Origin of the sequence: Rhodobacter flavimaris, assembly GCF_021378075.1 — a bacterium.
In the GTDB taxonomy this organism is placed as follows: domain Bacteria; phylum Pseudomonadota; class Alphaproteobacteria; order Rhodobacterales; family Rhodobacteraceae; genus Rhodobacter; species Rhodobacter flavimaris.
The window spans coordinates 158266-183380 of record NZ_JAJUOS010000002.1; the positions used below are offsets into that span (position 1 = coordinate 158266).

At 61.1% G+C, this 25115-nt stretch carries 9 protein-coding genes and 5 pseudogenes; 3 read left to right on the forward strand and 11 right to left on the reverse strand.

From position 1 onward, the window contains the following. Positions 1-3171, forward strand: coding sequence for an AAA family ATPase (locus LZA78_RS03490; protein WP_233675564.1), 3171 nt, complete (start codon positions 1-3; stop codon positions 3169-3171). A 3-nt stretch (positions 3172-3174) separates the two neighbouring features. Here LZA78_RS03490 and LZA78_RS03495 read toward each other — a convergent pair. Next, a pseudogene (locus LZA78_RS03495) lies at positions 3175-4299 on the reverse strand (O-antigen ligase domain-containing protein); the annotation flags it as partial. 66 nt (positions 4300-4365) lie between these two features. On the opposite strand from LZA78_RS03495, the pseudogene LZA78_RS03500 reads away from it, so the two are divergent. Next, positions 4366-5306: pseudogene (locus LZA78_RS03500) on the forward strand (IS5 family transposase). A gap of 337 nt (positions 5307-5643) precedes the next feature. On the opposite strand, the gene LZA78_RS03505 reads toward LZA78_RS03500, so the two are convergent. Both LZA78_RS03505 and LZA78_RS03510 read right to left on the reverse strand, forming a co-directional pair. Further along, positions 5644-7560: a M48 family metallopeptidase gene (locus LZA78_RS03505; protein ID WP_233675565.1), complete on the reverse strand. Its 1917-nt coding sequence runs from the start codon at positions 7558-7560 to the stop codon at positions 5644-5646. Beyond that, positions 7560-11444 (reverse strand): DUF2339 domain-containing protein, encoded by a 3885-nt coding sequence (locus LZA78_RS03510; protein ID WP_233675566.1) that lies wholly within the window; start codon positions 11442-11444, stop codon positions 7560-7562. The genes LZA78_RS03505 and LZA78_RS03510 overlap by 1 nt, the downstream gene beginning before the upstream one ends. Positions 11445-12387: 943 nt before the next feature. Here LZA78_RS03510 and LZA78_RS03515 point away from each other — a divergent pair. Further along, positions 12388-15093 (forward strand): cation-translocating P-type ATPase, encoded by a 2706-nt coding sequence (locus LZA78_RS03515; RefSeq protein WP_255697144.1) that lies wholly within the window; start codon positions 12388-12390, stop codon positions 15091-15093. 46 nt (positions 15094-15139) lie between these two features. Here the strand turns inward: LZA78_RS03515 and LZA78_RS03520 are convergent, their stop codons facing one another. The 8 genes and pseudogenes from LZA78_RS03520 to LZA78_RS18045 all read right to left on the reverse strand — a co-directional run bounded on the left by LZA78_RS03520 (position 15140) and on the right by LZA78_RS18045 (position 25090). Then, positions 15140-16903: an SLC13 family permease gene (locus LZA78_RS03520; RefSeq protein ID WP_233675567.1), complete on the reverse strand. Its 1764-nt coding sequence runs from the start codon at positions 16901-16903 to the stop codon at positions 15140-15142. A 286-nt stretch (positions 16904-17189) separates the two neighbouring features. After that, positions 17190-17543 (reverse strand): annotated as a pseudogene (locus LZA78_RS03525) (DDE-type integrase/transposase/recombinase); the annotation flags it as partial. Positions 17544-17754: 211 nt separating this feature from the next. Further along, the gene (locus tag LZA78_RS03530) at positions 17755-19401 is read right to left on the reverse strand and encodes a GMC family oxidoreductase (protein ID WP_233675569.1); all 1647 of its coding nucleotides are present in this window, start codon (positions 19399-19401) and stop codon (positions 17755-17757) included. Beyond that, positions 19392-19898 carry a gluconate 2-dehydrogenase subunit 3 family protein gene (locus LZA78_RS03535; protein ID WP_233675570.1) on the reverse strand — a complete coding sequence of 169 codons (507 nt, stop codon included), beginning with the start codon at positions 19896-19898 and terminating at the stop codon, positions 19392-19394. The genes LZA78_RS03530 and LZA78_RS03535 overlap by 10 nt, the downstream gene beginning before the upstream one ends. Before the next feature lie 33 nt (positions 19899-19931). Continuing rightward, complete coding sequence (locus LZA78_RS03540; protein ID WP_233675571.1) at positions 19932-20321, reverse strand: hypothetical protein; 390 nt, start codon at positions 20319-20321, stop codon at positions 19932-19934. Between the two features lie 218 nt (positions 20322-20539). Beyond that, positions 20540-21241, reverse strand: a pseudogene (locus tag LZA78_RS03545) (IS6 family transposase). 201 nt (positions 21242-21442) lie between these two features. Then, entirely contained in the window at positions 21443-24232 is a 2790-nt protein-coding gene (locus LZA78_RS03550) for a bifunctional aconitate hydratase 2/2-methylisocitrate dehydratase (protein WP_233675572.1), read from the reverse strand. A 201-nt stretch (positions 24233-24433) separates the two neighbouring features. Further along, a pseudogene (locus LZA78_RS18045) lies at positions 24434-25090 on the reverse strand (IS6 family transposase). Positions 25091-25115 lie beyond the last annotated feature (25 nt).

Genomic DNA, 25115 nt, shown 5'->3' on the forward strand with positions numbered 1-25115 from the left:
ATGAACCACGAGGCGGGCGCCGATATCGGGGAATGGCTGACGGGTCTGGGCCTTGCCCAATACGCCGAAGCCTTCCGCACCAACGATATCGACGCCTCGATCCTGCCCCAGTTGACAAGCGACGACCTGCGCGAGATCGGCGTCGCCTCGGTCGGGCATCGGCGGCGGATGCTGTCCTCCATCGAGGCGATGGGCGGCAAGGCCCCGGAGGCCGAGCGGCGCCTTCTGACGGTGCTGTTCTGCGATCTGGTGGACTCGACCTCGCTTGCCGCCGCCAGCGACCCCGAGGATTATATCGACTTTATCTCGCTCTTTCGGCGTGCGCTCGAGGCCGCGATCCGCCCGCTTGGCGGCTATGTGGCCAAGTTCCTCGGCGATGGCGTCATGGCAACCTTCGGCTATCCCTCGGCTTCGGAACATGACGCAGAACGCGCCGTGGCCGCCGGGCTTGCGGCGCTGGAGCGGGTCGCGAAGCTTCCCCCTCTGGCCGGGCGGCAGGTGCAGGCACGGATCGGGATCGCCACCGGCCTGACCGTCGTCGGCGCGAATGACGCAGGTGCCGGACTTCTGGATGACAGCGCGATCGGCGAGACACCGAACCTTGCCGCCCGGCTGCAAACCCTTGCGCAGCCCGGCACCATCGTGATCTCGGCCCAGACGCGCGATCTGATCGGCAAGGTGTTCGACTGCGCCGATCTGGGGCCGCACCGCCTCAAGGGCATCGCCGAGCCCGTCCCCGTCTGGCAGGTCATCGGGCGCAACATGCGCACCAGCCGCTTTGACGCGCTGCGCTCCAATCGCGGCAGCAGTATTTTCGTCGGACGCGCGGTCGAGCTGGCACGGCTTTCGGCGGCGCTGCGCGACAAACGCGGCCAGACGCTGGTGGTCACGGGCGAATCCGGCATCGGCAAATCGCGCCTTGCGCGCCGCGCGGTCTCGGCCGTTTGCCCCGAGGAGCGGCGCGCGATGATCATCCAATGCTCGCCTTACGGTGTCGATGTGCCGTTCGAGCCGATCCGCTACCTGCTTGAGGCCGCCTGCCAACTGCGCGCCGATGACGACCGGGAACAGAGCCGCGAGAAGATCGTCGCGTTTCTGTCGCCCTATCTCGACCCCGAGGATGAGCGCGTCGCCCTTCTGTGCATGTTGCTTGGCCGGCAGCCGCAAAGCGATGGCCCCCTTGCGGCCATGGGCGGGCCCGAGATCCGCAACCGGCTGATGGCGCTGCTTGGTCAATTACTGGTCGCCATGTCCGCTCCCTCGGCCCATGTGATCGTTGAGGACGCCCAGTGGCTCGACCCCTCAAGCGCGGACCTGATCGAGCGTAACCGCGAGGCACTGGCAAACGCCGGAACCGCCCTTGTCGTCACCGCCGGAACCGGACCGCGCAAATCCTGGCTTGAAGCGCCGCAGGCCGAGGTCATCGCGCTCGAGCGCCTCAACAGCGCCGAGGTCACCGAACTGGTGCGCGCCGTCGCCGCCGATCGCCCGATCAGCGACGAGGCGCTTGCAACCATCGTTGCCCGCTCGGACGGTGTGCCGACCTATGCCGAGGAACTGGCGCGCGGCTATTTCGAGGCGGCTAGCGCCGAGGGCTCCGCCCCCGAAAACGTCCCGGTGTCGCTGTCGCAAGCACTTCAGGCGCGCCTCGATCGCCTGACACAGGGCCGCCGCGTGGCGTGCCTTGGCGCGGCAATCGGGCGTGAATTCCCCATCTCTCTGCTGGTTGCGGTTACCGACATGCCCGCCGAAACCGCGCGCTCTGCCATCGACGAGTTGATCGAGGCGGAGGTGCTGATCCCGGGCAAAAGCGCCTATGGCGATGTGGTCCGCTTTCAGCACACCTTGGTGCGCGAGGCTGCCTATGACCTGCTGTTGAAACGGCAGCGCCCTGCCCTTCACGCCCGCATCGCCGAGGTTCTGACAACGCAATTCCCCGAAATCGCCGACAAGCAACCGCATATCATGGCGATGCAATATGCCAATGCCGGGGCGCATGTTCTATCGGCCTCGGAATGGCTGCGCGCCGGGCGCCGCGCCTTTCAACGCTCGGCCTATGCGGAAGCCTCGGCTTTCTTCTCGAAAGCGCTGGCCGAGATCACGCTGGCCGAACCCTCCCCGCAGCGCGATTCAGACGAGCTTGAGATCCGTCTCAGCCTGCTCAGCGCGATGATCTGCGTGTCGGGCTATCAGTCGCTTGGCGCCTCCGAGCAGACCGAGCACGCCATTCGCCTTTCCAAGCAGTTGGGCGACACCGGCAAGCTTATTCCCGCGCTTCAGGCGCGTTGGGTTCATCTGGGCAGCGGCAACGAATGGCGCCCGGCGCTGCAACTGGCCCGTCAGGCGCACGAAGTTGCCGCCAAGGGCTCGGATATCGACCGGCTGGTGGCGCATCGGATGTGCGCCACCTCGCACCTCTTTGTAGGAGAGATCGACGAAGCCCTGCACCATTACCTCGCCTTCATGACGCTATTCGACCCCGACCAGCACGGCGAGATGATGCGACAGGGGCATTCGGACCATGTCACCATGGTGATGCTGGGCCTTTCCGAGGCCTATCTGCTAAAGGGCGATATCGCCAATGCCGACCTCTGGCGCGACCGGATGTTCGCCTATGCCCGCACGATGCGGCGGGTTCATGACAGCGGCCATATGCTCGTTTTCGTCTCGATGCATTCCGAGCTGCTCGGCCGCCATGATCTGACAAAGGCCTATATCGCCGAACTTGAAGCCCTGATGACCCAGCATTCTCTGCCGAACTGGGGCGGCTATCGCGACCTGTTCGTCGGCCTCTTGCGGGCCCGCGAAGGGGGCGTGGACGAGGGCCTTGCGAAGGCGCGCGAGGGCGTCGAGCGCCTGATCGCCGTCAAGGCCTTCGGCAACTGGTGGTATCTGCTCTACGCCGAGGCCTGCGCCAAGGCCGGGCGCTGGCGCGAGGTGGCCTGGGCGCTCGACCGCGCGCGCGCCATTTCCGAGGGCGGCGATGTGCGTTTCGCCGCAGAGCTTTACCGGCTGGACGCCCATCTGGCGTTCGAGTGCAATTGCGACGCTGACGCCGCCCGCGCCTTGATGGAACAGGGCCTGAGGATCGCCCGCGGCCAATCCGGAGATCTGGTCGCCGCGCGACTGGAGCGCGACCTAGCAAAATTCGCGGTGGGCCCGACGTTTTGAGACCTATTCCGCCGGGGGAACCGTGGCCTTCTCAGGCCACGTTGCTTTGCGCAGGGCATGAGCCTGACAAATATTGCCTGCCCGGTCGGAAGCCAGTTCGCGGGCATGTATGCCCAAGAGAACAAGGGCCGGCCAAAGCAGGTAGACCTCGATCTCGATATTCTCGCCAAAGGACAGAAGCACCAGGACCATGACGATACCCAGGGACAAGCGCCCCCGAGGGTTGGTCGCTGCGTCTTTCGAGGCAAGCACGATCTGCCAGACAAGCGGCACCCCGAACGCAAGCGCGCCGACCAGCCCTTTGACGAAGAGCAGGCCAAACCATGTATGGTGACTGCCGATGGGCATATACTCCACGATATGAGGCTTGGGCTGAACCGTTCCGTGGCCAAACCAGAATGCCTCTTCCTGCCAGCGTTCATGGGCGATGCGTTGCAGGGTGGCGCGGACTCGGGTGCTGTCTGCGCGGGCCCCTTTGAACGAGTCGATGCCAGCCCCGAGGCTGCGCAGGAGCCAATCACCAAAAACGGACAGCGACGCAGTGGCCGCCCCGATTGCGACCCAAGCCCAGCTCTTCAGGACAAGCGGCAAGAGACGCGGCCCGAGGGAAGAGGCGACAAGCCCAACGACACCCATCCGGGACTTCGATGCTACGATCATCAGAACGCCCGCGGCCATGCCCGCCGCGCGCCACTTTCGGTCGCTCTCTTCCAGCGCGAAAACCACCATGACCACCCCCAGAAGTGCGGCAAAGGGGGACCAGGGGGCATAGAACTGCCATCGCGGGGTCCAGGTGGCCGGGTCGAACGTGAAGAGATAGACCGAGAAATACTCGGGCCCCGGGCCGCCCACGGCCTTTAGCGGAGAGGTGAAAATCCGCTCGGGAAGGCCAAGATAGGGGGCCAGCAGAAGCACTGGCGCGAGGCAGAGCGTCCAAAGCGCCAGCTTGCACTGCGCCCGGATCAAAAGGTCACGCCGGATCGGCAGCACCGCACCGGCGAGCGGAAACAGCGCCAGAAGCGCCCAGCCCTTGGCCCATCCGATTGAGGATTTGACGGTCTGCTTGATCCCGAGGCCCCAATCCAGATGCCCCGTCCAAAGCACCAAAAGCATCACGAACATTCCAATGGCATTGTTGCAGAACTCTCACCGTGAAGGATTCACGCTACGAATCCATGCGGTTAGACGGATGGCATGAGCAAGCCCAAGCCCGCCCGCTACCGCGCGACGAACTGGTCCGCCTACAACGCTGCGCTCCGCACACGCGGGTCTCTGCTGGTCTGGCTGGACAAGAAGATGGCGTGGCACGCACCGCATGAAGGCCGTCCAGGACGCCCACCGGTTTTCTCGGATGCGGCAATCCAATTCTGCCTGTCGATCAAGGTGCTGTTCAAGCTGCCACTCAGGCAGACCACCGGAATGGTCGCGAGCCTCCTGCACCTGGCCGGGCTTGATTGCCCGGTTCCGGATTACTCGATGCTATGCCGGCTGCAGAAGACCCTGCAGGTGCAGATCCCCTATCGCCGCGCCGACGGGCCCCTGAATCTGCTGGTGGACAGCACCGGGATCAAGTTCCTCGGCGACGGGGAATGGCAGGCCTGCAAGCAAGGTGTTCCGGGCCGGCGCCAGTAGCACAAGGTGCATCTGGCCATGGATACGGCGACTTCGGACATCCGGGCAGTGGAGTTTACCCCCAGCAGCGACGGCGACAGTCCGATTTTGCCGGAACTGCTCGGTCAGATTCCCAGGGCTGAAAAAATCGGCACGGTGACCGCTGATGGCGCTTATGACACCCGCCGCGGCCACACCGCCATCATCGACCGGCAGGCCGTAGCTGTCATCCCCATTCGCAGGAACGGCCGCTCTTGGAAAGAGGATTGCCCGGCAGCGACTGCCAGAAACGAGGCCCTCCGCGCAACACGACATTACGGCCGGGCATTCTGGAAGCGCTGGACGGGATACCACGTCCGAAGCCGTATCGAGGAGAAGATGCGATGTCTGAAAGCCTTTGGCGAACGCATCGCCGCAAGAGATCCTGACCCCCAAACCGCCAAACCGCCGAAATCCAAATCCGCATTGCACTCATGAACCGCTTCTCGGCCTTCGGAACGGCCGAGATCGTCCGCGTGGAATGATGACGGAGGGGAAAAGGGGCATCACGTCTCAGGCGTGAGTTACGCAACAACGCCGTTTGAATGGTTGAAGACACGGGCTAAGTACGCAACGAATTTGTGCAGACTTCGGATCTGCCCGAACCCCTTGCATTGCCCGTCCCCTTGGTCGGAGTGGCAGTTTTTTGTTCTCTGCCCCTCCGTCCAACCAACGACCAGCTCGCTGCATATCTGCCGTGCCGATCAATTCCAGCGCCACGCTGCAGGTTCGACTCAGGTTCATAGCTAGAAGTGGCTCGGGTCAGGTTACATGCACGTCCCAAGTTATATTTCTATCTCGGCGCGCATTTCATGCGATGTCTTAATTCGCGGTTTGGCGCGCAATTACGGCTTCATAGCCCTGCCGGCTTGTTCTGAAGCCATACAGTCCACAGTCTCGCTTCGACGGGACGTCTGCTTTGACAATAAAGGCCCGATCATTCTTCGGATCATAACAGTAAAGGATCTCATCTGCCCCAAGCGTCTCCAGCCCGAGCCTTTCTGGCGCCTCGAAATATGCCGTGAGTCGTAAGACATCCCTGTGCTCTGGATAAATGGCCTTGAGGAAAATCAACTCCTGCCGGGCCTGATATCCACTCTTGTGTCCGATCAGATGTTCGACCCGCACGACGGATTGCGCGAGAATGAACGGGATGTGCCGATGTGCCAAGGCTTGCTCTAGAGCTCTATCAAGATCTCCCGCGTTCGACCGGGCCGTGAGGTAACCCTGATAGACCAAGTCGGAACGCAGGCGTTGGGCGTAGTCCGGATTGGACATTGCGCTCCTGTAGGAGGCCATTGCCTGCGCCAGCTCCCCAAGATGCGCCGATACAGCGCCCAAGGCGTTGTAGGCCTCGCTCGTCTTGGCGACGGCCACCGCCTTTTCGGCGATTTCCTTCGCCTGCTGCTGATCACGGAAGCCGGGGACGCCCGCAGACGTGTAAAGCCAAGAGAGCCCGACAAGTGCATCGTCGTACTCAGGTACACGCGCTAGCGCCGACTTGAACCCTGAGATCGCCTGCGGATACGCACCAGCTTGAAAATCCGACATCGCGATCTCGTAGAATTGCCGGGTCTGAGCGTCGATTTTGGTGGGTACCGAGCCAAGCTGTGTAGGCGGCACGGCTTCGGGTGCGGCCAGAGGTTTTGGCTTAAGCTGCCCCGTGACAAGGGCATCAAGATGCTCCAGACGCGGATCGTCAGGATAGCCGCTTTTCAGATCCTTCAGAAACCGCTCCGCTTCCCCTTGTCGGCCGACATAGAAAGCGACCTCGCTGCGCAATGCGAGATAATCTGCGGACTTTGTCGAGAACTTCCACATCTCGTCTGCAGGAAATATCCCCGTCACGGCCTGCATTCTCTGATACGAACGCGCACCGATATAAAAGCGGCGCCCCTCCCAATTTGGGCTGTTGCTTGCGAGCAAAGCCCGAAGCGCTTCCAGGCGATCGACGAACGGCGGGTGCGTCGCGAAATAGTCGCTTAGAAATCCGCCGAGGGACTTGAGAACCTCGCCTTCGGGGCCGCCAGACGGGCGCTGCGCCTCGTCATCAGCCTCGTATTTGAGGTAGAATTTATAATAAGTGTCAAAGGACTTGAGTGGGCTATAACCCGCGCTCGCAGCCAACAGCATCCCTTGACGGTCAGCCTCGCGCTCTTGCACCTCGCTGTAGCCGACACCGACGAAGTCCTCGGCAAAACCTAGTACCGCACCGATTGCATCGAGTCCGAGCTTTTCCAGAACGAGACGGTTCTGCACGCGATTGACACAGTGATAAAGATCGACGTGCGCCATCTCGTGGCCAAGGATCGCGGCCAGTTCGGCCTCGCTTCCGATCAGGTCCAACATGCCTTGGGTGATGTAGACCTGCCCTCCCAAAATGGCCCAGGCATTCGCGTAACGCTGATTGACAACGTGGAAGGTCCAAGGAATGTTCTGACGCTGTACATGCCGGCTGAGACGGAGACCCACGGACTCGACATATTTCTGTGCCTCTACCGAGCCAGGGCTGTCCCAGAAACGCTCTGAGATTTCTCGACCGAGTTCGACCTCCATCGGCGTCGATATCCGCACCGAGCGCGCCGCGGCATCGAGGTCTCGGAACACATCGGCCCAGATCTCGCTCAGCGTCTGCAGATCGACTTTGTAGCGCGGTGGGTTCGCGGCGATGAGCACGCCGCCAAGCACCAAGAAAGCCAACACGATCGCGCGGAAGAGATTTCGAGTACCCAGACCCATCACAAATACCTCCCCAAGACGTCACGAAAACGACTGTACCCGAGAGAGGCAAGCAGCAGCACGAAACCAAGCACAATGAACGAGATCACGCGATAGATCGCTTCGACACCGTCGAGGTCGTAGAAGACGACCTTCACCAAGCATATGAGTAGCAGAAGCAGGCCGTATAGCCGCAGGCTGCGCTCTTTAAGGGCAAAGCCCATGGCAAGCAGCGCAAGCGCCGAAATCGCCCAACCGATCGAGACAAGATCAATCGCCATCTCGTAGAAAATCAGCAACGTCAAAAGCGCGGCAAAGAGCAATGCGACAACCGAGCGAGCATGGCCGTCTGCATATCTTAGCATCCTGACGATCCTGCTGCGCACCGGTGCGCCCTCGCCCGGCTTGAAGGCCCTCGGCAGGAGGATTACCACAAACAGCAGCGCCACGAGCGCGGGCAATGTCGTGACGATCCGTTCCGACATCCCGAATAGAGAGCCTTCAAGATAGGCATTCGTCGCCCAAGCGCGCCCGAAGACAAGCACACACAGCATATAGGCCTGATACCGAAAATCACGGTCCTTAAGGCGCATACCCAACAGCGCGAGGCAAAGGATCAGAAGGGACCAGAGCGCCACCGCATATTCGCGCCCGACCTCGAACCGGGCGAGAATGACCAGCAGAGCCGCTCCGATCCACGAGAAGACGGGAGCAGGAAGCAAACGCAAGCCCGCTCCCCAACCGGAAAGCCGAAGCACACGCATATAGTAGACCAGCGCGATGATCGCTCCGACCGAAACAAGGCGATGAGAGATCCCCATGGTCTCTCCAGCCACGACGAAGTTGGCAAAGAACAGCCTGACTGTCGCGGCAAGGATCAACATCTGCGCCTGTTGGGGAAAGGCCCGGAACTTCGTGCGCCCGCTGATCTCGATCAGCCCGAAGGCCATTGCGCCCCACCCAAGTGCCACGGCGATCGACGGCAATTCCCGCCAAAGCGCCAAAGCCATCAGGAGCGTACCGAGATGAACGAAAGGCGTTGCACCCAATGGCGTCGAGGGACGCGGCATTCGGTACGCATAGAGGTAGAGCGCGCCGATCACGACCGACAGGCTGGCCGTGTTTTGCAAGGTAGCGGGTGCAAGGGTGCCAAAGACATCGTAAATGTTTACCGCCACGCTCAGGCCGAAGGCCGCAATCGCCGCCATATCCGTGACCATCAAGGGCTGCCTCTTACGCAGGCTGCCCGCGATCATCTGGACCGCCACAGCCCAGAGGGCCCATGTCGGCGCAACCCAGCCAGATGGCAGCCTGTCCCAGGTGCTAAGCCCGACGAACACGGCTCCGGCACCAAGCAACGCTGTGGAAAGGGTCTTCTCCTCTACGGTCAAGTCGCAAGCCGGGCGCAAGGTACGGTAAGAAGCGACATGAAAAAGCAGCGCCAGCAAGGCTGTAAAATGCCATGCCGAAGATCCGATGACGGCAGGGTGCAGCGTATCGTCAAGCATCAGTCCGACAAGCGCGGACAGCAGGAAAAGCACGTAGGCGATCACTCGCTGCGCTGTCCAGCGAAGCCGCTGGCCGAATTCCATCAGGACCAGCGCCCAAATCGCCCAGCCGACCGGGACGCGATCGATCGGCTGCCAGTGATAAACCGCCCCGGCAACAAATGTGGTCGCGGCTGCGGCCCATACCCATGCGCCTTCGCGCTCTTGCTTGGTCAGCGGCCAGCTGGAGAGACGCATCCTCAGAGCCGCCCAATAGGCAAGCGCGGCGCCAGCGATCAGGACACCGACAACAACCTGCCTGGTCTCGTCCGAAGAATGAAGCGCGATATCCTTGACGACCATCACTGCAAAACCGGCGACGCCAATCAGATAGGACTGCACACGCACATATCCGCGCCGAGTCCACGCACCCAACTCCAGCAGCGCAACACCCGCCCCCACCATGGCAAGCCCAGAATTCAGTGGCGGAAGGGTGAGCCAGATCGCAAGGCCACCCAGAAGCGGCAGAACCAGCAAAGAAACCTGGGCGGCGAACTGGTCAGCTTTCAAGCGTGCTTCAGGAGCAGACCGATGCAAGGTCTCGACGACCAACTCGGCGAACAAGATCGGCACGAGCCCCAGCAGCAGGATGTTCCAACCGGGAAATGGCTGTTCTGGATAAAGGTTGACGACGCAAGCCGCGAGAGTTGCCAGCAGGAGCAACACATCGGCCTGAGAACGAAAGAGCAGGTCATTGAAGCGGAAAACAACCTTCCACAGGATCAGCCCACCGATCGCCCAATAGGGTGCCAGCCAGCTCCATGACAACCCCTCGGAATAGATCGCAAGCGGCAATGTGCCCGCAAAGAGCGCCACTCCCATCGACCCGTTGAAGCGCGTAAGCCGATAGCGTTTAAGCCGCAAATCGGCCAGCGCCAGGGCGACATAGGCCGTCATTGCCGGCACAGCAGCGTAATGCAGCTTGCCGGGTAGATAGGTCTCCATTTCCCATGCGAGCAGCCCGACGAAGCCGACCGTGTTGATGACCGTCAACCCGAGGTCCATTATCCCGGAGCGCGGGCTATCGGAGCGGCTAAGAAGTACACTCGCCCCGAATACAACCCAGTAGACGCAAAGGATGGCAATGTTCCCCCAGAAGGCCTGGCTCGGCACAAGCCCCCCGAGGATCATCTGGGTCTCAGGCGCATCGACCGGCAGTCCGGTTGCCCAGAGCCAGCGCGCATGGGTCGCGTAGCTGGCCACTGAGGTAACGATGCCCAGTAGCCTCCAGTCGGTGCGGCGTACCACAAAAGGTATGGACGCCGCGAGAACGGCAGTTGCCAGCAGCGAATAGATCGACAGCGGGCTGAGATGGAGCGCAAGGAACGCCAAACCATAGGCGAGGCCGGTGACGACCTCGCGCTTGTAGCTGAACGACTGCAGGATGATCCCGACGGCCACGGCAAGCAGCGCAAGCATCGCCACATAGGCGTTGTCAATGACTTGCGCGGCTTCGATGTTGTAGGCGGCAAAGGCCGTGAAATAGAGCAGCCCCCAACCTCCCCCGACCAGCGTGAAGGCAAAGACCCGATATTTCCGAGACCTCCGGAGGTACTCCCCGCACCCCATCAGCAAGCCCGAGACACCCACGCCGATAGCGATCTTACCCAGAGCCGACACGATCAGGAGGCTTTGCTGGATGAGCAGGACAAGGCCAACGACCAGCACGATGATGCCGATGATGTTGAGCCAGTTCCGACCGATCAATGTCTCCCAATCGGTATCGGCTGGGAATATCATACCCCACACGCGCCGCAACAGGCCGGGTTGCGGTGGGATGAACGGTTTCGCCGCAGGTTTGAGCTCTGGCGCGGCCTGCCCTCCCGCCTCGCTTTCAGGTATAGATGGCTTATCGAATTTCCCGGCAAGCTGCATAAGCTTGGCGCGTAGCGCTGGCGGCTCGTATTCGGCAGGGAGCGACTCTCGCGCCGGACGCTGCGCGGCGGGCTCGGCCGCAGGCAGGTTCCACGGCCCCTGAACGATCTCTGACGTCTCTTCGGCCTTGGCAGCTACGGCCGTCTCACCAACTGTGGCCGCCTCCTTCGGCGGTTGCTCGGGCCGTTCCAGCCCAAGATCCGGCTCATTCTCCTGCGCCGGGAGGGCTTGCTCCTTCGCAATCTCTGCAGCGGGTGCTTCCCCCAGATCCGCGACAGGCCTGACAGCTTCGGTTTGTTGAGGGTCCGCCTTGACCACCCGAACCTCAGACTTCTGGAGCGCAGATATCTCAGCCCATAACGCCGCGTTGGAGGCCTTCAGACGGCTCACATCATCCCGCAACCGCTTGGTGCGCGACAGGGCAATCCAAGCGACGATAGGAGTCGCAATAAGGGCAAACCCCGCGATGAGCGGGATGATCATGAGTAATGCGTCCATAGGACAATCGTCTCGCGAAGAGGCCATGCGGTCTTTGCCCTAGATCAACAGGCGCGATCAGGTATTCAACCTTCCTGCGCACTGCCCAGCGTCTTCGCCTTGATTAGATTGACGCCAATGAGTGCCAGAAGCATTTTACGCTGCCCGATGGGAGTGCGTTGAACTGCGGCCGCGATACTTCACGCACTTACCACCGGATAGACCGCGCGTGTTTCCGAGACACTGAAAGCTGCTCGCGAGAAAAGTCAAACCCGTCTTAGCTAGGACCGTAGCGCAGCCCCTTATTCACCGCAGAAACGCAAGCCTCGGCTAGAGCCGCGGCAAGGTTAGTATTTAACTGGGGTTTGCTTGAGAGGCGACGTTCCTGGTTAAGTGCTTTGACGCGATCGCGTGAACGGATGCGAAGTTCTACAATGTTCGTATCTGTGTAAAGAGAAACACCGCACGCTCCCGCCTTCAGAATGGAACGTAAAATTCCCCACCTGGCCATACATCGCATCGACCGGGCAATTGACAATCACGGATACCGAGTTCGCCAAGTGCATCTCCGAAGTACGAAGGCGATTGTCACAAGCTTATCGACCGCACCGAGATATTTGGAAAATTTCTTCAAGAATTTCAATGCCGCTATCTTGCCTTGCGTCTTCTCGAAGTCCTAACAAACGTTACCCTTGCGATCGACATTCTACCACATGCAGTGGCGCTCGGCTCGTCACCCAGAAAGACCACGTGACCGCCCTACCCGCCTCAAGCCAGGTTCTTCTGACAAAACCCTCTGCGGAATTTGTCCTGGCCTGCCCCGTCAAATCTTGATGTCTCCGGGGCAACGGGCTTGCCGAAAGGGGATAAACGCTGGCAGTCTTCGAGGAGCGGTTCAGGTCAAACGCTTTGCGCACCCTGCCCGTGACAGGAACAAGGATACGCGGCGCTGGCCTCTTCGCACTCAGCCCCCTATGCGTCGTCACCAGAGGCGCAGACACGTCTGCTTGGGACAGACACGGGCACGGGCCTGTCCCCAAACGAAGCGGCGGCGCGGCTCAGCGCGCATGGGCCGAATACCCTGCGACGCCAAAAACCCAAGAGCCTGACGCTCATCCTCCGCCATCAGTTCGCAAGCGTGATCGTCTGGCTTTTGGCCGGAGCCGCCGCAATTTCATTCCTTTCGCGTGACGTGGCCGAGGGCATCGCGATCATCGTGGTCTTGCTGATCAACGGCATCATCGGGTTTTTTACGGAACTGCGTGCAGCGCGGTCGATGGAGAAACTGATCCAGCTTAGCCGACGTCACGCTCGGGTCCGGCGCGGCGGCAAAGAACGCATGATCGACGCCTGCGATCTTGTTCCCGGGGATATCGTCGTCTTGGAACCGGGCGATGTTGTCCCCGCAGACCTCCGCCTTGTCGAGGTTTCCAGCCTTGAGGTGGACGAATCCGTTTTGACGGGTGAGTCGCGCGCGGTCGAAAAATCCATCGAGGCGGTCGAGCCGGATGCACTGCTTGGGGATCGCTTCTGCATGGCCTATCAGGCCACGGCGATCACAAAGGGCACCGGTGAGGGGATCGTGGTCGCGACGGGCATGGATACCGAGATCGGCCAGATCAGCGAAATGGTCCAGAGCGCGTCGGGCGAGGTCGCACCGCTTGAGCGGCGACTGGACATGCTCGGGCGCAAACTGGTCTGGTTGACCGTCATTCTGGCCCTTCTTACGATTGGCGCGGGTATATTGCGCGGCTTTGATATCGCGACGATGATCCAGATCGGCGTCGCGCTCGCCGTGGCTGCGGTGCCCGAGGGGTTGCCCGTGGTCGCCACCCTCTCGCTTGCCCGCGGCCTGTGGCGGATGAGCGCGCGAAACGCCTTGATCCGGCAGCTTTCCTCAGTCGAGACGCTCGGCGCCACAACCGTCATCCTCACCGACAAGACAGGAACGCTGACCGAGAACCGCATGACGGTCGTCGGCTATCTTCTGGACGGACTTGATGTGACCGTTGGCGCCGAGGACGACGATACCTCTTTCAAGACCGGCGACGGAGCACCGGTGCAGCCCGATGAGAGGCTCACATGGGCGCTTCGGGTCGGTGCGCTGTGTAATACTGCTGAGGCAGGCGATGGGTCGCGCGACGAGCGCGCGGGCGATCCAATGGAGCTTGCGCTGATTGCCGCGGCCCGCAAGGCCAATATTGATCGCAGCGCCCTGCGGCAACGCTACCCCGAGCTAAAGGAGCATGCATTCGATCCTTCGCGCAAGATGATGGCGATGGTGCTTGAAGACGCCCCCGGGCAACTCATCGCCGTCAAGGGCGCTGCAGAAGAAGTGTTGGGGCTTTGCACGCGGGTTCTTGCTGCCGATGGAACTGCCATAGCGCTTGGTGATGGCGCAAGACAGGACTGGCAGCGGCGCAATGCCGAGGCCGCGCAACAAGGCCTACGCCTGTTGGCTCTCGCCATGAAACACAGAGAGGACGTTGGGGTTGACCCTTACTGTGATCTGATCCTGATCGGGTTTGTATGCCTGCGAGATCCAATCCGCGAGGATGTGCCCAACGCCATACGGGCGAGCCGAAACGCCGGTGTGCGGGTCGTAATGGTAACCGGGGATCATGCTGACACGGCCCGCGCAGTCGCGCGCGCCGCGGGGCTTGGAGATGGCACGCTTGAGGTTATGGACGGAAGCGAGTTGCACGGGATTGAGCTTGAGGCAATGAGCGAGGCGTTGCGCGCCCGTATCCTATGTGCCGATGTCTTTGCCAGACTCGATCCGGCAACCAAGCTGACACTGGTTTCTGTATATCAGCGGGCGGGCCATGTGGTTGCAATGACCGGCGACGGCGTGAACGACGCTCCTGCGCTTAAAAAGGCAGATATCGGCATCGCCATGGGCCATCGCGGGACCGAGGTGGCCAAGCAAGCCGCGCAAATGATCCTGCGCGACGATGCGTTCTCGACTGTGATCGCTGCCATGCGTCAGGGACGCGTGATCTTTCAGAACATCCGGCAGTTCGTCGTCTACCTGATGTCGTGCAACGTAAGCGAGGTGCTCGTGGTTGGGCTCGCGGTGGGTGGCGGGTTACCAGTTCCACTGCTGCCCTTGCAGATCCTCTATCTCAACCTCGTGACGGATATCTTTCCAGCCTTTGCGCTTGGGTTTGGCGCGGGCAGCGACCAGGTGATGTCACAGCCGCCCCGCGACCCCAAGGAGCCGATCGTTGCCCGCGCCCACTGGTTGCAAATTGCGGTGCTGGGTGGCTCGATCACGCTGGCCACTCTGCTTGCCTTTGGCCTGGCGCTTTATGCGCTCGACCTCGCGGCTGGCCCGTCGGTCACGGTGGCTTTCGTCACCCTTGCGTTGGCTCAGATCTGGAACGTCTTCAATGTGCGCGCCCCAAGCACCAAGGCGCTCAGCAACGCCGTGACGCGCAATCCCTATGTCTGGGGTGCGATCGTGCTGTGCCTTGGCCTTGTCGCACTGGCGCTTTGGCAGCCGGTCCTTGCGGACGTGCTTCGGCTTGATCCGCCGGGCAAGGCAGGCCTTGGCCTTGCCGTCGCGATGAGCGCGGTTCCGCTCGTGATCGGACAGTTCTGGATCCGCTGGATGCCGGGCGCAAGTCGCCGCCCCCCTCGCGCGTCGGAATAAGCCGAAGGTTAGGAGCCTGCATTGCCACTTGCCCTCAGGCTTGGTTTCAGGACCAGATCAAGGGCACAAGGATGAGCAACAAGACCACGCACAATATCGTCAGCGGGATTCCCGCCTTGATGTAATCGCGAAAACGATAGCGCCCCGCGTCATAGACCAGCAGACACGCAGGTTCGAGCGGCGAGATGAACGAGAGCGACGCAGACAGGGTGACGAGAATGGCAAGCATTCTGGGGTCGAGATCAAGCCCCTCCGCTGCTGCAACGGCGACCGGGATCACCGTCAGCGCGGCCGCGGCATTCGACATCGGCTGCGTCAGCAGGATTGTAATGAGGCTGAACCCCGCCATCGAGGCGACTGGTCCCAAAGGCGCTCCAACCGCCACGATGTAATCCGCGAGAAAATCTGCGGCGCCGCTTCCTTCCATAGCGGTTCCAAAGCTCGACATGGCGGCTATCAGCACAAGCAGGCGCCACTCGATGAAACGATAGGCCTGGCTCATGCTTATGACCCCGGCAATTACGACAACCAACACCGCGGAAAGGAAGGCAATCGACAGTGGGACCAACCCCAATGCGCCAAGCGCGACCGCAGCCACCATGGCGACAAGCGTCGTGATCCCGTCGCGCTGCGTCAGGGCAACCTTTTCCACCTCGCTCAGGGCGCGCAGATCGGGGTCTCCGTGTAGCGCGGCCAGATCATCCTCAGTCGCCTGTAACAGCAGCAAATCTCCCGCCCGCAGGCGAAGGTTCTCGATCCGCACCGGCAAGTTTCTGTCACGCTGATAGATTGCCAGGACGATGCTGCGGTACCGGTCAAAGAAACCGATCTGCTTCAACGACCGCCCCACCAGACCAGATTGCGGGGTCACGACTGCCTCGAATGTAACTGGCGCCACCGTCTCGCCGTGGCGATCCGAGAAGTGGATGTCTGGCTCAAGCGCGAAATCTTTCGATTTCCAGAGTTTCAGGAACCCGTCCTTAGACGCGCGAACGATCAGTTCGTCCCCCGCTCTCAGCTTTCTGGAGGCATGCGGCCCGAGGCGCTCAGAACCGCGCAAGATCGCCAGCAACTCTGCGTCGAGCGCTTCAAAATCGACTTCGTGCAGTGACTTGTCGATAGCCGCCGACCCGTCGGGCAGACAAAGCGTGGTAAAAAAATGCCGTGTGTCCTGCACAGATCGCGTCTCGACCGCGCGATGCTCGGGGAACAGGTAGCGCCCCGGCCCCACGACCCAAAGAAGACCGGCCAGAGCGATCACCCCACCGACGCCTGCAAACTCGAAAATCGAAAATGGCTCCAGCCCGAGGCGGGCGATCAGACCGCTACTGGCAAGGTTCGCCGAGGTGCCGATCAGAGTGCACGCACCGCCCAGCATCGAGGCATAGGCCAGCGGCATCAAAATGCGACTCGGGCTCACCCTTGCCTGACGCGCGGTCTCGACAGCCGCCGGCATCAGAATTGCGGTGGTGTTGGTATTGCTCAGGAAGGCGGAGCTTCCAGCACAAACGCCGAGAATTGTCAGAATCGAGAGCTGTTGATTTTGCCCAGCGACACGATGCGCGAGTTGCCCCAACCCATCCATTACCCCAGCCTTCACCACCGCGCCCGCCAGAACCATGATCGAGGCCAACACGATGATGACCTCATCGCCAAAACCTCCGATTGCCTCTGCAGGGTTCAGGATGCCGGTGCCCACCAACGCGACGATCAATAGCAGTGCAATAACATCGACCGAGAGCCACTCGGTGATGAACAGAACCATCACCACCAACAGGAGGCCCAGCACGATTGCGATCTCTAGGGTCATGTAAAGCCCGTGCTCAGTTTCACTCATTCACATTATGCCCGAAAGCTGTCATCCGTCGCGGTTCTTCGTCGTCCTTGCGAAGAAAATCCGGGCTAAATATCCGCCCGGTTCCGGAGTTTCCGTTCGACTGCCGGGTCACACGGGCGATCTTCACGGCTCTCCCCCCAATGATCTAACCCACTGAAAACGTAGCTTCAAACCAACTCGAACTCGTCTCTTCCAGGCGAGTATTTCTGTGCCTTTTACCGTGCAGAAACCGCGTCGCTGTTCGTGCCGAGCGGCGCGGTCAGCTTGAAAAGGGATTGCTGGAGAACCTGTCTTCCTTGGCGAAGTGGTTCAAAACCGAAGCGTGGATGGCAGAGAATTTCTGAGGACTTCGCGTACGACGCAGGCGGGGAATGGGTCGCTCTCTTTGCCGGAACGCGAGGTGCGAACTCTCGACCCGATTGTCTAGCCAGCGCCACGTCTTCTGCGGCTTCGGAATGCCGAGCGCTTGCATGGCGGCATCGTAAGAACGAAACGTGTCGGTCACCAACAGTCCCGCGCAGCCATCTCTCTGAATGGTGAGCTTTAGGAATTCCAGCGCGGCCTTCTTGTTCTGCAGGTTGGTGAGGAGGCTTTCCCGCACCTCGCGTTCTTGATCAACGGCTCGTCAAAGATAGTGGCGCCCCCCGATGATCTTGACGAACATCTAATCGAACTACCACCTTCAGTGGCGCGACTTCATCCGCTCGATGCGGTGCTTCCGGATCTCGGAGGTAAACATCGGACCGAAACGATGGCGTCAGAACCGCGCCGCTTCGTGGCTGATGTCAATGCCATATCGGCGCCTCTGTCTCCTGCGGGGCCATTCACTGTGTGTGAATTGCGTCGGCCGTGCGCAGCGCGAGGCTCATGATCGTCAGGCTTGGCGACTCCCCGTCGCCCGAACCGGGAAAGACGCTCGCATCCGCGATCCAGAGATTGGGGTGATCGTGTGTGCGCCCGAACGCGTTCACAACCGAATGTTTAGGGTCCTCGCCCATTCGCGCCGTCCCAAAGACATGGGTTGCAGAGAACTCGCTGGCGCTTCCGCTTTCCGAAACGATTTCGGCGCCGGCCTCGCGCAGAACGGCGCGGGCAGCATTTGCCATGTGGCGCAGTCGCTGCAGGCTTGCCGGGGTAAGGACCGAGCTGATCCGGGGCAGCGCCAACCCATGGACATCGCGCAACTCAGGGTCGAGCGTGACGCGCGAGCGTTCGTCGGGCACCACCCGGCCGATACCGCCCACGGCCAGCGCCTGCCCAAAGCCTGCGCGCATCGCCTGTTTGAACCCAGAACCAAACCCGGCAATTAGGCGCGTCCCATAACCTATCGGCCCGTTCAGCCCCGTTTCCAGCGTCGTATGATTCAGCCGGAATCCGGCCTCAATCCCCGGCCCCCACCAGATCGCATCAGCCGGCAGCCCCATGTGACTGTTGCGCATGTCGGAAACGAGGCCAGCACTGACCCAGTTCAGGGTCTCCATGAAGTTCCTACCGACCTGGCCAGAGGCATTTGCCAACCCGTCCGGATGTTCGGGATCTGCCGAAAGCAGTAAAAGCCGCGGGGTCTGTATCGCCCCGCCAGCAAGCACGACGACTGGGGTCTCAACCAAGTGCGTCTGACCCGCATGGTGCAGTTCCAGTTGCACGATGCGGCCGTTTGGTCCCGTTATGAGGCGGATGACCGTGGCTTCGGAGAGCAGCTGTAAATTGCCGGTGCCAAGCGCCTGCCGCAGAAAGGTCACATCGGTCGACCCCTTATCGCCCAGTGGACAGCCACGCGAGCATTGGCCGCAGTAATTGCAGGCCGTGCGATCGTCATAGGCGGCTGACAGCGCCGCGCGCGGGTTAACCCCCCAGCCTTGCCCGATGCGCTTACCCGCGGCGATCAGGGCCTGTGCGCCGGGGCTGAGCGGATGCGCGGGCAATGGATATGGTGCACTGCGCCAGCGCGCCCCATCGCCATCATCTCCGGCGACACCCAGCACCTTCTCGACAAGCGTATAATAGGGTTCAAGCGCCGCGTAACCGACAGGCCAATCCACGCCCTCGCCAGTTTTGGAAAACGTGTTGAAGGCGTCCGGATGCAGGCGATGTGACTCACCCACGTAGTGCAGCGTGCTGCCGCCCACCCCCATCACATGGCTGTAACCCGAAACCGAGGCCGGGCGGGGCTGTCCGCTTGGGGCGCGCCACGGATAGCCGCCGCGCGACCAAGCGCGCAGATCTTCATTCTCGGCTTCAAACAGGCCCAGGTCGCCATAGCTCACTTGGCCTTGGCTGCCGGGCTTAGCCGGAAAACCCCTCCGCTCCCAGCCAGTCTTGTCGAGCGGGTAATCCGTTACGGGGTCAAAACCCGGCCCCGCCTCGAGCATCAGGACCTTGAGTCCATGCTGACACAGTCTCCACGCGGCAGCCGCGCCACCTGCGCCGGATCCTATGACGACAACATCATGCCTCTGCCCTAGCTCCATGGTGGAGGATATCCGGCGGGCTGGGGCGCCGGGGACAGAGGATAACCTGCAATCGCCTCGGGTCGCGCGTAATAGAACTCGATCGCGACCGAGCGCAGGATGTGGAAGAAGCGCCCTGGGATCTGATTGTAGTCTGCCTGCTCCATGGCCGACAGAATCGCAATGCGTTGCTGCGCCGGCAGTTCACCAAAAGGTCGATCCGAAAGCGAATCCATCCAACCCAGCGCAGCCACAAAAAGCCGCAACATCAACTGGTTCTGGGCGACGAAATCCATCACGTCTTGGTCAACCCTTAGCGCAGTTGCCGAGGGCGAGAATTCATCTGCCGGCAAGAGTGTGTCGAGCACGGAACCAAGCGATCCAAGGGACTGTACTTGCCCCTCTTGGGCCAGTACCGGAACAGCAAAGCCCGCGAGGCTGGCAGAGAGGGCCTGAAACAGCAGGCTCCGCCTACTAAGGCGGGGCGCGGCTGCTTCCAGCCAATCCGAATCCGGCATGCTCTGACCCCAACAATCTGGCACCCGGCGTATTTAGGTGTCCGGTTCCGGGTTGTAGGTCGTTGTGTCAGGTTTCTTGGTCCCACCCAAACCGATTTGAGGCGCGCTCTTGCAGAAATCCCATCCGGCCGTCAGCGTGGCATCGTCGAAGTTGTAGGCCGCCCCCACATCACAGCCGATTGTGCCGTCGAAATTATACGTCACACCCGCGGCAAGGGCGCCGGCATCGCGTTTGTTGGTCGATAGCACTTTGAGGCCGATGCCCGCACCCTGTGCCGGAGAAGATCCCCCGAAGGTCCAAGTCAGCCCGAGAAACACCGAAGGGTCATTGTTCGTCATCGTGGTCGGCGTCGGCGGCGACATCTCACCTGCCGACGCGGTCGTCCCGGCGACGATCAGCGCGGTTGCCAGAAATTTCTTCATCTTATCCTCCTCTCAAAAACCATGCTGCGAGATCCATTTAGCCGACATTGACCACGTGGCATGTTGTTTAGCGGAATGTTTGCCTGAAGAGGTTGCGGGATCAAGCGTTTTCCACTCTGGGAATCGCTTGGCTTGGCACAGTCACACGGTTTCCGGTTGCGGGAGGGGGCTGCAAGGCGAATTCAAACCAGTCTGCACTTGGACAGTGACGCTGTTCCTCACGCGACACAGAGATCGCGCCACTTGGCCAGAGTGGCGGTGCGGTCGGCATTAAAGAGAGGTCTACTTGAGAGGCCGCTGTCATGGTTGAAGAGGTTCAAGACGCAGGCATGAACGGCGGAAATTTCTGGAGCGTTCTCATCCACCGAAAGCATAGCATCACTCGCTCTCACCTTCGGAATTGCAAGGGTGAATTCTCCTTGCGATTACCCATCCACCGACCGGTCTGCTGATGGCCACGGATACCGAGTTCACAAAGAGGCGCGCCATAAGGGCGAATACGGTCGGTCGCCAGCAAACCGACTACCCCCTGTCACTTCAAAGATTTCTTCAGGAACTTTAACGCAGCTTTCTTATCGCGTCTCCTCGTTACGAAGCTCTCGAGTACTTCGCCTTCATAATCGACGGCGCCACAGGTAGTCGGGCTCGCCACTAATTTTCACGAACATCTCATCGAGCTGCCATCGCCAGTGGCTCGACCTCAGCCCCTCGACGCGCCGCTTCCTGATCTCCGAGGCGAACATCGGCCCGAACCGAAGCCACCAAAATCGGACCGTCTCATGGCAGATGTCGATACTATGCTCATATTGCAGGCCCTCGACAGAGCGCAGAACAAGGGGAACGCGGATATACATTATCATGGCCCGTTGGATGACTTCATGGCGTGCTTCGAAATAGCGGAAGGGAGAGCCTTTCGTCATCTCACGAGGCGGCGAAACCGCCCTGCCCTCATCAGACCGAGTTCCATTTACGCGCCCGGCTCACCCGATACCGGGGCGTAACGAATGGGCACGGCGACGCCTCTGGGCAGGGGCCTTGAGGGGCACTCGGCCAAACAGACACCAACAAGACAAAACGGCCCGCGCACAGCGCGGGCCGTTCTTTTCGTTTATCGCAGGTCCTTAGAAGTGGACCGACTTGCTGTCGAGAGGCACCTGAACCGGCGGCGCGAACTTGGTCAGGTCGATGCCCTTCACCGCTTCCTTGTATTCGGCCACCGTGGGCGTGCGTCCGAGGATCGCCGAGAGCACGACGACGGGCGTCGAGGCCAGGAGCGACTCGCCCTTCTTGGTTTCGCTGTCAGCCACGACACGACCCTGGAAGAGGCGGGTCGAGGTGGCCAGCACCGTATCGCCCTTCTCGGCCTTTTCCTGGTTACCCATGCACAGGTTGCAGCCGGGACGCTCGAGATACAGAATATTCTCGTATTCGGTGCGCGCCTTGGCTTTCGGGAACATGTCGTCGAACTCGAAGCCCGAGTACTTCTCAAGAATCTCCCAGTCGCCTTCCGCCTTCAGCTCGTCGATAATGTTGTAGGTGGGCGCTGCCACCACGAGCGGCGCCTTGAACTCGACGCGCCCGGTCTGTTCCTCGAGGTTCTTGAGCATCTGGGCGACGATCTTGATGTCGCCCTTGTGCACCATGCACGAACCAACGAAGCCCAGATCCACCTTCTTCTCCGCCGCGTAATACGAGATCGGGCGGATCGTGTCGTGGGTGTAGCGCTTCGAGACATCGGCGTTGTTCACGTCGGGGTCGGCGATCATCGGCTCGTCGATGATGTCGAGATCCACCACCACCTCGGCGAAGTATTTCGCGTTGGCGTCGGGCGCCAGCGCCGGCTTCTCACCCGAGCGGATCTGCGCGATACGCTTGTCCGCGAGCGCGATCAGCTTGGCCAGCATGCCGCTTTGCTGCTCCATACCCTTGTCGATCATGATCTGGATGCGCGATTTCGCCAGTTCCAGCGACTTGATCAGCGTCTCGTCTTCCGAAATGCAGATCGCTGCCTTGGCCTTCATCTCGGCCGTCCAGTCGGTGAAGGTAAAGGCCTGGTCCGCTAGCAGCGTGCCGAGATGCACCTCGATGATGCGGCCCTGGAAGACGTTGTCGCCGCATTGCTTGAGCATCTGCTGCTGGGTCGCATGAACCACATCGCGGAAGTCCATGTACTCGGCCATCTTGCCCTTGAAGGTGACCTTGACAGATTCCGGGATCGGCATCTCGGCCTCGGCAGTGGCCAACGCGAGCGCCACGGTGCCGGAGTCAGCGCCGAAGGCCACGCCCTTGGACATGCGCGTATGGCTGTCGCCGCCAATGATGATCGCCCAGTCATCCACGGTGATGTCGTTCAGCACCTTGTGGATCACGTCGGTCATCGCGTGATATTCGCCCTTCGGGTCGCGCGCAGTGACAAGGCCGAAGCTGTTCATGAAGGACATCAGCTTCGGAATGTTGTCCTGCGCCTTCTTGTCCCAAACCGAGGCGGTGTGGCAGCCCGACTGATAGGCGCCATCAACCAGCGGCGAGATCACGGTGGCGGCCATCGCCTCGAGTTCCTGCGCGGTCATCGGGCCGGTGGTATCCTGCGAGCCGACGATATTGACGCGCACACGCACGTCCGAACCGGCATGCAGCACCTTGCCGGGCGCGACGCCACGGGCATTGGCGTTGAAGATCTTCTCGACCGCGGTCAGACCCTGGCCGGGGATGCTGATCTCTTTCGAGGGGGCGAAGACCGCGGGAGCCTCGACGCCGAGGATCTCGGCCGCGACGGTCTGCAGCTTCTTGCCGAAGACGATGGCATAGGAGCCGCCGGCTTTCATGAACTCGACCTTCTGGGGCGTGAACGAGCTGGACAGATCGGCCAGTTCTTCGCCGTCCTCGCTGAGCAGTTTCTTCTTCTTCGTGTCGATCTTGAGCACGGTGCCGGTGGTGACCGAGAATTTCTGCTCGAGGATCGGGTTGCCGTCGTTGTTCAGGATGGCCTTGCCATCCTCATCGGTCTTCTTGACCCAGTTCTTGAGGTTGACCCCGATCCCGCCGGTCACGTCGACCGTGGTCGCGAAAATCGGCGAGATGCCGTTGGTGCCGGCGACCACCGGGGCGATGTTGACGAAGGGCACATAGGGGCTGGCCTGTTTGCCGGTCCAGAGCGCGACGTTGTTCACGCCCGACATGCGGCTCGAACCGACGCCCATCGTGCCCTTTTCGGCGATCATCATGATGCGCTTGCCGGGATGCTGGAGCTTCAGGTCGCGGATCGTCTGCTGCGCGGCCTCGTCGCACATGCACAGCCCGTGCAGTTCGCGGTCGGCACGCGAGTGCGCCTGGTTGCCGGGCGAAAGCAGGTCGGTCGAGATATCGCCTTCGGCCGCGATGAAGGTGACGATCTCAATCTCGTCCTCGACGTCGGGCAGGCTGGTGAAGAACTCGGCCTTCGCATAGCTTTGCAGGATATCGGTGGCAATTGCATTGCCCGCCTCATGTGCGGCCTTCAGGCGGTCGGTATCGGCGTCATAGAGGAAGACCTGAGTCTTGAGCACGGCGGCGGCCTGTTCGGCGATCGCCTTGTCCGCGCCAAGCGCCACATCAAGCAGCACGCGCACCGAGGGCCCGCCCTTCATGTGCGACAGCAGTTCCAGCGCGAAAGCGGGGGTGATTTCCGGAACCACTACCTGGCCCAACACGATCTCTTTCAGGAACTCTGCCTTCACACCTGCGGCAGCCGTGGTGCCAGGCAGGGTGTTATAGATGAAATACTGCAGCGAGTCGGCGCGGTGCGGATGTGCAGCATCGCGGATCTGCGCGACGATCTCGGCGGTCAGGGCGCCGTCGTCGATCGGCTTGGGGCTGAGGCCCTGAGCTTTGCGGGTTTCGATCTCTTCGAGGTAGCGGGCATAGAGAGTCATCTGCGTTCCCAATGGCTGAATGACATGGCGGCTGGAGCGTAGCCACTTCGGTATGCAGTTGTATACAGATCGCACAAAAAACGCAAGCCTTGGGGGAGCGGATGTCAGACGAATTCGAGCCCGTTTCTGCTTGGACAGTGAGGCTGCCCTGTATACCACGCAGAGAGTACGCCACTCGGATGGAACTGCGGTGAGGTTGGCCTAGAAGAGATGTCTGCTCGAAAGGCTACGCCCCTGATTGAAGTGGTTCGAGACGGCGGCATGGACAGCGGCGACTTTCTGGAGACTTAGCATCCGCCGGAACCGCTGCATCGACTGTTCCTGCCGTCGGAATGGCCGGTGTAAATTCTCCGCCCGGCGGGTCAGCCGGCGCTCGGTATCCTGCAGGTCTGCCGCACTTTTCGCCTTTTAGGCCGCCCCGCTGGATCGCAGCAGATCGGTAACGATAATCTCGAGTCTACTGTATCGCCGCTTCGTTTTCTTCAAAAAAGGCAGTGCCGCCTTCTTGTCCCGTTTCTTCGTCACGAAACTCTTGAGAACCTCGCCTTCGTGATCGGCCGCCCGCCACAGATAGTGGCGTTCGCCATTCATTCTCACGAAAACCTCACCGAGATACCGACGCCACTGGGGGCCGGAGTGCAGCAGCTCGACCCGTAGCGCTCGGAGCTCGAAGTCGAACATCGGGCCAAAGCGGCTCCATCAAAAACGGACAGATTCATGGCTAATGTCGACGCCGCGTTCGCGCAGAAGGTCCTCAACAATGCGGATCGATATAGGGAGCCGAACCTAAATCATAACCGCCAGGCGAATGATTCCCGGGCTGGTCCGGAAGTCCTCGAATGGGGCGTCTTGCGTCATCCCGAGACGCCACGCGACCTCCCTG